Origin of the sequence: Acidovorax sp. CF316, assembly GCF_000276605.1 — a bacterium.
Classification (GTDB): Bacteria; Pseudomonadota; Gammaproteobacteria; order Burkholderiales; family Burkholderiaceae_C; genus Acidovorax.
This window is the reverse complement of the sequence record NZ_AKJX01000282.1, coordinates 1-10,097: the sequence shown is the minus strand read 5'-3', so window position 1 is coordinate 10,097 and position 10,097 is coordinate 1. Positions and strand designations below refer to the sequence as shown.

8 protein-coding genes and 1 pseudogene are annotated in these 10,097 nt (G+C 71.0%); 3 read left to right on the top strand and 6 right to left on the bottom strand.

Annotated features, from left to right (window positions below; translation table 11 throughout):
• Positions 1-144: 144 nt before the first annotated feature.
• The 4 genes from coaD to PMI14_RS31515 form a co-directional block, all read right to left on the bottom strand.
• On the bottom strand, positions 145-648 hold the full coding sequence (gene coaD, locus PMI14_RS31530; RefSeq protein WP_007861533.1) for a pantetheine-phosphate adenylyltransferase: 504 nt from the start codon (positions 646-648) through the stop codon (positions 145-147).
• 158 nt (positions 649-806) lie between these two features.
• Positions 807-1,526: a 16S rRNA (guanine(966)-N(2))-methyltransferase RsmD gene (gene rsmD / locus PMI14_RS31525; protein WP_007861532.1), complete on the bottom strand. Its 720-nt coding sequence runs from the start codon at positions 1,524-1,526 to the stop codon at positions 807-809.
• The gene (locus PMI14_RS31520) at positions 1,523-2,869 is read right to left on the bottom strand and encodes a pitrilysin family protein (RefSeq protein WP_007861531.1); all 1,347 of its coding nucleotides are present in this window, start codon (positions 2,867-2,869) and stop codon (positions 1,523-1,525) included. Before PMI14_RS31520 ends, rsmD begins: the two co-directional genes overlap by 4 nt.
• A 17-nt stretch (positions 2,870-2,886) precedes the next feature.
• Positions 2,887-4,365 (bottom strand): pitrilysin family protein, encoded by a 1,479-nt coding sequence (locus PMI14_RS31515; RefSeq protein WP_007861530.1) that lies wholly within the window; start codon positions 4,363-4,365, stop codon positions 2,887-2,889.
• A 27-nt stretch (positions 4,366-4,392) separates the two neighbouring features.
• Here PMI14_RS31515 and ftsY point away from each other — a divergent pair.
• Together ftsY and PMI14_RS31505 are read left to right on the top strand one after the other, a co-directional pair.
• Positions 4,393-5,812 (top strand): annotated as a pseudogene (gene ftsY, locus PMI14_RS31510) (signal recognition particle-docking protein FtsY).
• Positions 5,813-5,929: 117 nt separating this feature from the next.
• The gene (locus PMI14_RS31505) at positions 5,930-7,798 is read left to right on the top strand and encodes a diguanylate cyclase domain-containing protein (RefSeq protein ID WP_007861527.1); all 1,869 of its coding nucleotides are present in this window, start codon (positions 5,930-5,932) and stop codon (positions 7,796-7,798) included.
• A 65-nt stretch (positions 7,799-7,863) separates the two neighbouring features.
• Here the strand turns inward: PMI14_RS31505 and PMI14_RS31500 are convergent, their stop codons facing one another.
• Together PMI14_RS31500 and PMI14_RS31495 are read right to left on the bottom strand one after the other, a co-directional pair.
• On the bottom strand, positions 7,864-8,085 hold the full coding sequence (locus tag PMI14_RS31500; protein ID WP_007861526.1) for a hypothetical protein: 222 nt from the start codon (positions 8,083-8,085) through the stop codon (positions 7,864-7,866).
• Between the two features lie 75 nt (positions 8,086-8,160).
• Positions 8,161-9,441, bottom strand: coding sequence for an SGNH/GDSL hydrolase family protein (locus PMI14_RS31495; RefSeq protein WP_007861525.1), 1,281 nt, complete (start codon positions 9,439-9,441; stop codon positions 8,161-8,163).
• A 106-nt stretch (positions 9,442-9,547) separates the two neighbouring features.
• On the opposite strand from PMI14_RS31495, the gene PMI14_RS31490 reads away from it, so the two are divergent.
• On the top strand, positions 9,548-10,097 hold a 550-nt coding region (locus PMI14_RS31490; RefSeq protein ID WP_007861523.1), incomplete at its 3' end, for a LysR family transcriptional regulator.

The following is a 10,097-nucleotide window of genomic DNA, read 5'->3' as shown; positions in this document are numbered from 1 at the left end:
CCCCTTCTCTCGAATGGCTGCGCCATTCGGGAAGGGGGACACCGCCAGCGCGGCGGGGCGGCCCTTGCGCGGCGGTCCTGGCTTAGGCAGCGCGCCGTTCAAAGGTTGGCTGGTAACGCAAGAGCCGTACGCAAACCGGCCAGATCATGGTTGGGGCGCCAGGCTGCGGACCTTGACGGCCAGCCGCTCCTCCACCGAGGGCGAGACGAACTTGGTCACCTCGCCGCCGAGCACCGCGATCTCGCGCACGAAGGTGCTGCTGATGAACTGGTACTTGTCGCTGGGCGTCAGGAATACGGTTTCCACCTGGGGCATCAGGCTGCGGTTCATGCCGGCGAGCTGGAATTCGTAATCGAAGTCGGTCACGGCACGCAGGCCGCGCACCATGGCCTTGCCGCCGCGCGAAACGACGAAATCGCGCAGCAGGCCCGAAAAGCTCTCCACCTGCACCTGGGGGTAGGCCTTGACCGCCTCGCGCACCATGTCGATGCGCTCGTCGAGGCTGAACAGGGTCTTCTTGTGGTGGCCCGCAGCCACGGCGACGATCACGCGTTCGAACAACTGGGTGGCCCTGCGCACCACGTCCTCATGGCCCAGGGTGATGGGGTCGAAGGTTCCGGGATAGACGGCGAGCACGTTCTGGGCCATGGCGGGTTGTCTCCTGTACGGCGAAATGGGCACTGGCCCCGGCCTCTTGTGGGCCTGCCGGGCCGCTTGGCCGCATTATGCAGTGCACTGCAACATGGATGTTCCCGCCGCCCTTTTCGGCCGGCCCGGCTGCAGGTGCGGCCGGGCGCGAACGAAACTCAGCTGGCGTCGCCCGGCGTGCTGGCGGCGCCCACGGGCCGCAGCAGGTGCGCATGCACCGCACCGGCCTTGAGGTGGCGGTACACCACCAGGCCGCTGGCGGCCAGGCCCTCGTCGGTCCAGGCGACGGGCGCCTCCAGGTAGACATAGCCGCCGGCCGCCACGGCCTTGCCGGCCGCCTGCAGTGCCGAATCGAACAGGTTGCCGTCGAACGGTGGGTCGATCAGCACCAGGTCCAGGCTGGCCGGTGCGGCCTGGCGCAGCGCGGCAATGCCATCGCCGCGCTGCACGCGCACGGCCTTGGCCTCCAGGCGCTGCTGCAGGGTGTTGAGCTGCGCCACCAACGCCGCATCGCTCTCCACCAGTTGCACGGCGGCCGCACCGCGCGAGGCGGCCTCCAGGCCCAGGGCGCCGGTGCCGGCAAAGGCGTCCAGGCAGCGCCAGCCCGCGAGGTCCTGGCCGAGCCAGTTGAACAGGGTCTCGCGCACGCGGTCGGGAGTGGGCCGCAGGCCCGGGCGCTGGGCCACGGGCAGGCGCGTGCGCTTCCATTGCCCGCCGATGATGCGGATTTCGCCCGCACCCTTGGGGGCCGCGGCGGCCGCCTTTTTGTCCTTGGCAACCGCCTTGGCACCGGCCTTGGGGGCAGGCGCGGCGGCCGCTGCCTGGGCCTTGCGGATCTCGGCATTGATGGCGCCGCCGCGCAGGGTCGAGCGGCTCATGGCTTGCCCCCCACCACCACGGTCACCATGCGCTCGGGCTGCAGCTTGCGCTGCATGGCGGCGCGGATGTCGGCCACCGTGAGCGCGTCCACGCGCTGGGTCCAGCGGTCCAGGTAGTCGAGCGGCAGGTCGTTCCAGGCGATGTTGGCCACGTTGCCCAGGAGCTTCTTGTTGCTGTCGATGCGCAGCGCGAAGCCGCCGATCAGGTTGTCCTTGGCGGCGCGCAATTCGGCCTCGGTGGGGCCTTCGGCCACGAAGCGGGCCAGCACGTCGCGCGAGACCTTCACGGCCTGGGCCGCCTGGTCGGGGCGCGTCTGCAGGCCGATGGTGAAGGCCCCGGCATGCAGGCCGCCCGCGAAGTAGCTGTACACGCTGTAGCTCAGGCCGCGCTTTTCGCGCACCTCCTCGGTCAGGCGCGAGACGAAGCCGCCGCCGCCCAGGATGTGGTTGCCCACCAGCAGCGCGATGAAGTCGGGGTCGCGGCGGGGAAAGCCGGGCTGGCCGATCAGCACATGCGCCTGCGCCGAGGCAAACGGGATGTTCTTTTCCTCGGGCGCGGTCAGCGCGGCGATCTCGCCCACGGCGGGCAGAGGCGCGCAGGCCGATGCCGCGGGCAGGCGCGCCAGCAGCGTGGCCACCAGGGTCTGGGCCTGGGCCCGCGTGACGGCACCGACGATGCTCACCTTGGCGCGGCAGGCCGCGATGGCGCTGGCGTGGAAGGCCTGCATGTCGGCCACGTTGATGCGCGCCAGCGTCTCTTCCGTGGTGCGCACGCCATAGGGGTGGCTGCCGTACACCGCAGCGCCAAAGGCCTTTTCGGCCACGGTGGCGGGGCGGGTGTTCGACTCCTTGATGCTCGCGCTCCAGCGCGCCCGGTCACGCGCCCAGATGTCGGCCGGCCAGCTCGGCTCGGCGATCTGGCGTGCCGCCAGGCGCGCGGCCTTGTCCAGCAGCGGCGCCTCGGTCAGCGAGCGCAGCGAGAAGTGCATGGCATCGCTGTCGGCGCCGGCCTCGAAGCTCGCGCCCAGGTCGGCCCAGGCCTCGCCCAGGGCGTTCTCGTCGAGCGCGGGCTCTGCGCCCTGCGCCTTCACGCCCTTGGAGGCCATGGAGGCCGTGGCGCTGGCCAGGCCGGCCTGCGCCGCCGGGTCGCGGCGGCTGCCGGCGTCGAAGTCGATCTGCACGTCCACCATGGGGATGACGGGGCTTTCCACCAGCCACACGCGGGCGCCGTTGGGCTCCGTCCAGTGCTGGATCGGCAGCAGGGCCCAGGCCGAGCCGCAGTAGAACAGCGCGCTGCTGCTGGCCAGCACGGTGCCGACCGCCAGTTTCTTGAAATTGATCATGGGTGGGGGACCGGGGTTCAGTGGCGGGCAGCACCGGCCTTGGGGGCCGGGCGGGGACGGGGGGCATCGAGCGGTTGCGGCAGCAGCGTGGCCACGGTGAGCTGGTCGTCGCCGAAGTACTTGGCGGCCACGGCCTGCACCTGCTCTGGCGTGACCTTGCGCGCCAGCTCCAGCAGGCGCTCCTCGGCGTCGAGCGGGAAGCCCTGCACCCAGTTGCTGCCCAGTTCCTGCGCCTGGCTGTGGACCGAGTCGCGCTCGTAGACGGTGGAGGCGATCCACTGCGTCTTCACGCGCTCCAGTTCGGCCTGGCTCACGCCATCGCGCGCCACGCGCGCCACCTCGGCGCGCAGGCCCTCCTCGACCTGCTGCGCGGTCTTGCCACCGGTGGGCACGCCGGTGAACATGAACAGCGCCGGCCCGCGCCCCGTGACCATGGCCGAGCTGCCCACGCTGTCGGCCACGCGGTTCTCGCCCTGGCTCAATGCGCGCTCCAGGCGCGCGCCGTCATAGCCGCTGAACACGGCCGACAACATCAGCAGGGCCAGCGCGTCGGTGTCGGACTCCTGCAGGTCCTGCAGGCGCTCCAGGGCCGGCACGCGGAAGGCCAGGGCCACATAGCCTTGCTCGGCCGGTGCCTTCACCGCAATGCGGCGCAGGCCCTGCTGCACCGGCTCCACGCGCGGCTTGCGCACGGGCAGCGCATGGGTGGGCAGCTTGCCGTAGTACTTTTCGGCCAGCGCGCGCACCTTGGCCACGTCCACGTCACCGGCCACCACCACGGCGGCGTTGGTGGGCGTGTACCACTGGCGGTGGAAGGCGCGCACGTCGTCCGGCGTCATGGCGTCGAGGTCGCTCATCCAGCCCACGATGGGGCGGCGGTAGGGCGCGGCGGTGAAGGTGGCGGCAAACAGCTGCTCGGCCAGCATGGCCCGCGGCTGGTCCTCGGTGCGCATGCGGCGCTCCTCCTTGACCACCTCGATTTCCTTCTTGAACTCTGCGTCGGGCCACTGGTTGTGGGCAAACCGGTCCGACTCCAGGCGCATCACGTCCTCGAGCCGGTTGGCCGGGATCTGCTGGTAATAACCCGTGTAGTCGCGGCTGGTGAAGGCGTTCTCGCGCCCGCCCAGGGCCGCCACGCGCCGCGAGAAGTCGCCCGGCGGCACGGTCTTGGAGCCCTTGAACATCATGTGCTCGAGCACATGGGCCACGCCCGAGGTGCCGTCCACCTCGTCCATGGAGCCCACCCGCACCCAGACCATGTGCACCGCCGTGGGGGCGCGGTGGTCGGGCTGCACGATGAGTTGCATGCCGTTGGCCAGCGTGAACTGCTGCGCCCCGGAGGCCGTGGCACGCGGCCCGCCGCCTCCCGGCTCGGGCGGCGCCACAACGGCCCCGCCCGCTGCAGATGATGGATGGGAACCCGGAGAAACCACCGCGGTGGTGGCTCCGGCGCCGAGGCAGGCCAGCAGGCCCAGTAGGGTGAAAGCACGTTTCATAGAATGGCTGATTCTAAGAACCCGCCAATGTTCAGTTTTTTCAAGAAAAAGCCCCCCACCTCGCCCGCCCCTGCCGATGAGCCCCCATCGGTGGCCGCGCCCGGAGCCCCGGCACCTGCTTCCTCACCCGCGGCCCAGCCCGAGCCGCCTGCGCCACAGCCGGCCCCGGCCCCTGCGCCCGCACCGGCCATCCCCGGTCTGGGCTGGCTGCGCAACCCCTTTGGCGGCAAGGCGGAGCCTGCGCCGGCGCAGCCCATCGCGCCGGTACCGGCCCCCGCACCCACGCCTGTCCCAAGCCCTGCACTGCCCCCTGCCCCCACGGCAGCGCCTGTGCCTGCGGCGCCAGCCCCCTGGGCACCCCCTGTCACCATTGCGCCGGTGGCCGCCCCCGTGCCAGCGCCCACGCCGGCAGCACCGGCCCCCTGGGTGCCGTCCCCTGCACCGGCCCCGGTGGCCCCTTCCGTGGCGGCTCCAGCCCCCGTGGTGCGCCCACCGGCGCCCCTGCCCGCACCCGTACCCGTCGTACCCGCACCTGCGCCCGTGGTGGCCGAGCGCAAGGGCTGGCTCGACCGGCTCAAGCTCGGCCTGCGCAAGACCGGCAGCAGCATCGCCACCGTGTTCACCGGCACGCAGATCGACGATGCCCTGTACGAAGAGCTCGAAGAAGCCCTGCTCATGGCCGATACCGGCGTCAAGGCGACACAGCACCTGCTGACCGACCTCAAGCGCCGCGTAAAAGACAGCAAGACCACCGACCCGGCCCTGGTCAAGGGCCTGCTGGCCGATGCCCTGGCCGACCTGCTGCGCCCGCTGGAGAAATCCCTGGTGATCGGCCAGTTCACGCCCACCGTCATCATGGTGGCGGGCGTCAACGGCGCGGGCAAGACCCTCCATCGGCAAGCTCACGCGCCACCTCTCGGGCGAAGGCGCGGCCGTGCTGCTGGCGGCGGCCGACACCTTTCGTGCGGCGGCGCGCGAGCAGCTCGGCGTCTGGGCCGACCGCAACACGGTGGAGATCGTGAGCCAGGAGGGCGGCGACCCTGCCGCCGTGAGCTTCGACGCGGTGACCGCCGGCAAGGCCCGGGGCAAGGACGTGGTGCTGGTCGACACGGCCGGGCGCCTGCCCACGCAGCTGCACCTGATGGAAGAGCTCAAGAAGATCCGCCGCGTGGTGACCAAGGCCGATGCCACGGCCCCGCACGAGGTGCTGCTGGTGATCGACGGCAACACTGGCCAGAACGCTCTGGCCCAGGTGCGTGCCTTCGACGATGCGCTGCAGCTCACCGGCCTGATCGTCACCAAGCTCGACGGCACCGCCAAGGGCGGGGTGCTGGCCGCCATCGCGCAGGAGCGCCCGATCCCCGTGTACTTCATCGGCGTGGGCGAAAAGCTCGAAGACCTCGAAACCTTCAATGCCCGCGAATTCGCCCAGGCGCTGCTGACCTGAGGAGGAGCCGGGCGCCATGGCCGACGGGATGGCGGAAAACCCGGGCAAAAATAGCATTTACCGCTGGCAGCAATTGCCACATGATGGAACTTCGCTCACGGGCTGCGGGGAGGTTCCTTGTTCGTCGAACTGGTCAAAGGCGCGGCCCTGCTGCTGGCTCTGTGCTTTCTGCACGGGGCCAACATCCGCCTGTGGCGCAGACACCCCCGGGTGGGCAAGGCCTTCTCGGGGCTGTTGTTCGGCGGCATCTGCATCGTGGGCATGCTCTCGCCCCTGACCATTTCGCCCGGCGTCATCATCGATGCGCGTTCGGTGGTGCTGTGCATGGCGGGACTGTTCGGCGGCACCACGGTGGCGCTGATCGCCGGGGCCCTGTCGGCCGCCTGGCGCATGTGGCTGGGCGGTGCCGGGGCCCTCGTCGGGGTGCTGAGCATTGCCACCTGCGTGGCCGCCGGCCTCGCCTACCGCCATGCGCGCCAGCGCTGGCAACTGGGCGTGGGCATCTGGCCGCTGCTGGTTTTCGGCGTGCTGCTGCACCTGGCGGTGGTCGGGCTGTTCCAGGCGCTGCCAGCCGAGGTGGCGGCGCGCATCAATGACACCGTGGCCGTGCCCTACCTGATGATCTTTCCGGTGGCCACCGCCATGCTGGGCCTGCTGCTGCGCGACGTGGAGCAGCGCCAGGCCACCGACTTCGCCCTGGTGGGCAGCGCCGCCCGCCTGCGGGCCATCACCCAGGCGATCCCCGATGCGCTGGTGGTGCTCGACGCCCAGGGCCGCTGCATGGAGCTTTTTTCACACCACGAAGGCATGCATGCCGCAGGGGCGCCGCAGCGCGTGGGCCAGCGCATGCACGACATGCTGCCCTCCAGCGAGGCCCAGCGGCTGGGGCAGCTGCTGCAGGACACGCTGGCCGCGGGCGCACCGCGCAAGCTCGAATACACGGTGTACACGGCCTCGGGCATCCGCTACTTCGAAGGGCGGGCGCAGCCCCTGGGCACCGAAGTCGATGGCCAGGCGGCCGTGCTCTTCCTGGCGCGCGACATCACCGAGCGCTGGCAGGCGCAGCAGGCGCTGCACGAATCGGAGCTGCGCTTTCGCTCGCTGCTGCTGGGCATCCCTTCGGTGTCGGTGCAGGGCTACCGGGCCGATGGCACCACCACTTACTGGAACAAGGCCTCGGAGGAGCTGTACGGCTACACCGAGCAGGAGGCCCTGGGCAGCAACCTGCTGGAGCTGATCATCCCCGAGCCCATGCACGAGGCCGTGGCGGCCCAGGTCGCGCACATGTTCAGCTCGGGCGAACCCATTCCCGCAGGCGAGCTGCGCCTCGAACGCAAGGACGGATCGCCGGTGGACGTGTTCTCAAGCCACGCCTACGTGCATGTGCCAGGCCAGGAGCCGGAGATGTTCTGCATCGACATCGACATCTCCCGGCGCAAGGCCGCCGAGGAAGAGGCGCGCCGCCTGGCCCTGTACGACACCCTGACCCAGCTGCCCAACCGGCGCCTGCTGACCGACCGGCTGGAGCAGGTGATGGCGGCCAGCAGCCGCAGCGGCCAGATCGCGGCCGCCCTGTTCATCGACCTGGACCATTTCAAGGCCCTCAACGACAGCCGCGGCCACGCCGTGGGCGACCTGCTGCTGCGCGAGGTGGCCACGCGCCTGCGCGCCTGCGTGCGCGAGCAGGACACCGTGGCCCGCCTGGGTGGAGACGAGTTCGTGGTGCTGCTGCAAAGCCTGGGCCAGGACGCCCCTGAGGCCACCGACAAGGCACGGGCCGTGGGGGAGAACATGCTGGCCGCCCTGCGCGAACCCTACGACCTCGGCGGGCAACCCTACCACTGCGAGGCCAGTATCGGCGTGAGCCTGGTGTCCGGCCACGCCCTGACAGTGGACGAGGTGCTGCGCCAGGCCGACAACGCGATGTACCAGGCCAAGACCATGGGGCGCAACCGGCTGTATGTGTACCTTGCCGATGCGGGGTAATGGGAACCCATGGGCGGGACAGAACACCAGGGCCGGTCAACACCAATTTCGGGGTCGCGAAGGCCCTAGCTGATGCGGTGCACCTCGCCGTTGTGCGGCATGGCGCTCTCGTGGAACAGGTCGGCCAGGTACTGTGCCAGCTCGTCGGCCTCGATGAAATCGGGCACCACCCAGCCGGCCGGCGCGCGCTTGCCGTCCGCGCCGATCAGGAACGACTGCCACTGTGCGCCGTGGCGCTGCACTTCGACGATGCGGCCAAAGACGTTGAAGCGGGGGTGCTGGGACATCGGGCTTCTCCAGAAAAACGCTGCCACCAGGGCGCAGCTGTCCACCGGTTGTAGCAGGTTCCTGGTAGGCGGACCTCAGCGCCCCAGCAGCGCCTCCAGGTCGACGGCCGCGGCCATGGCTCGGTAGCCTGCATCCCCAGGGTGCAGGTGGTCGCCGGAGTCCATCTCGGCGCGCAGGTGCGAGGGACGGGCCGGGTCGCGCAGCAGCGCATCGAAGTCGACCACGGCGTCGAAGGCCCCGGCCTCGCGGATCCAGCGGTTCACGGCCTGGCGCACGGCGTCCTTCTCGGGCGAGTAATGGCCCGCCAGCGGCGTGCCGGCCAGCGCATCGCCGAACGGCGGGATGGTGCCGCCCACCACACGCACATTGTGGCTGCGGGCCATGGCGATGAGCTGGCGGTAGCCCTGCACCAGTTCCTCGGCGCGCAGCGCCGGCTCCCCGGGCGCGAAGGGGCCGCCGGGCCAGCCGATGTCGTTGGTGCCCAGCAGCACGATGAGGGCGCGCACGCCGGGCTGGCCGAACACGTCCTGCGCGGCCCGCGTGAGGCCGGCGCGGCCCATGCCGTCACGCAGCAGGCGGCCGCCGGAGATGCCGGCATTGAGCACGGCCACGCCCTGCCCGGCCAGGCGCTCGGCCAGCGCATCGGGCCAGCGCGCGTTGGCGCCCGGCGTGGCGCCGTTGCCATCGGTGATGGAGTCGCCGAGCACCACCACGGCGGCGGCGGGTGCCGGGGTCTGTACCGCCAGGCCGCTCACATAGACGCGGGTGCTCCACGCGGTGGCTGTAGCCGGCAGCTGCAGGGCGGCGGTGTGCTCGCCCTCGGCCACGTAGGCCGTCTGGCGTGCATCGAAGTGGAAGCCCGCGGGCGCGCTGGGCTGGGGCAGGTACAGCGACACGGCGACCTCGGCCAGCGCAGGCAGGGGCAGGTCCACCGGGTCGCTGACCCAGCGCGCACCGGGCGGCACCACGGTGGCGGCCTGGCCGCCGAAGAGCAGCACGCGGTCCGTGCCCGGCACGGTGGCCGATCCCCCAGCACCCTGGGCATGGCGCGCCACGCGCGCCGCGCCGATGTGCAGCGGCACGCTGCTTCCCTCGTTGCTGAGCACCACGCGCAGCTGCGTGCCGCCGATGCTCAGGCGCGCCACCTGGCGGATGGTCTGCCGGTGGTGCTGGAAGGGCAGGCCCAGCGGCAGCACGAAGTCGCCGCCCCACAGGGGCTGGGGGGCGGCCATCCAGCTCGGGCTCCAGTGTTCCGCGGTTGCAGCCGGGGGTGCAGCAACGGCGTGGCCTGCGGCAACGGCCAGTGCCAGCATGGCGTGGCGCATGCGTGCGGTGATTTTCGAAAGGGGCTTCATGGGTACAAATCCTCGGATGGGCTGAAAGAGCTGCCACTGTCTTTCATTCCACGATTCATGAACAGACGGCAAAATGGCATGTTCCTCATTCGATTTCGGAATACCCATGGACACCCTGCGCGCGCTCGCGGCCTTCGTTCACAGCGTGGAGCTGGGCAGCCTGTCGGGCGCGGCGCGCGCCCTGCACACCACCCAGCCCACGGTGAGCAAGCTGGTCGCGGGCCTGGAGCAGTCGCTGGGCGTGCGCCTGCTGCGCCGGGCCCCGGCGGGGCTGAGCCTGACCGAAGAAGGCCAGCGCTTTCACGAGCACGCGCGGCGCATGCTCGAAGCCCATGACGAGGCCGTGGCCGATGTGCACCAGCGCACCGCACAGCCCCGCGGCCTGCTGCGCGTGAGCGCGCCGGTGGCCCTGGGCCAGTGCCGGCTCAACGCCATGGCCGGCGAGTTCCTGGCCACCTACCCCGAGATCGCGCTGGAGCTGGTCCTGGACGACCGCTTCATCCACCCGCTGGAGGAGCGCATCGACGTCTCGCTGCGCCTGGGCGGCCCCCTGCCCCAGGACCTGGTCGCCCGCCACCTTGGCACTTGGCCGCGCGTGCTGGTGGCCGCGCCGGCCTATCTGGCCGCACGCGGCAAACCGCGCCAGCCGCAGGGCC

Excerpts from the sequence above, each read along its gene's own strand:
- coaD (WP_007861533.1), bottom strand. The coding sequence starts at position 648 with ATGGCCCAGAACGTGCTCGCCGTCTATCCCGGAACCTTCGACCCCATC.
- PMI14_RS31500 (WP_007861526.1), bottom strand. The coding sequence starts at position 8,085 with ATGTCCCAGCACCCCCGCTTCAACGTCTTTGGCCGCATCGTCGAAGTG.
- rsmD (WP_007861532.1), bottom strand. The coding sequence starts at position 1,526 with ATGAGCCGCTCGACCCTGCGCGGCGGCGCCATCAATGCCGAGATCCGC.
- PMI14_RS31520 (WP_007861531.1), bottom strand. The coding sequence starts at position 2,869 with ATGATCAATTTCAAGAAACTGGCGGTCGGCACCGTGCTGGCCAGCAGC.
- PMI14_RS31495 (WP_007861525.1), bottom strand. The coding sequence starts at position 9,441 with ATGAAGCCCCTTTCGAAAATCACCGCACGCATGCGCCACGCCATGCTG.
- PMI14_RS31515 (WP_007861530.1), bottom strand. The coding sequence starts at position 4,365 with ATGAAACGTGCTTTCACCCTACTGGGCCTGCTGGCCTGCCTCGGCGCC.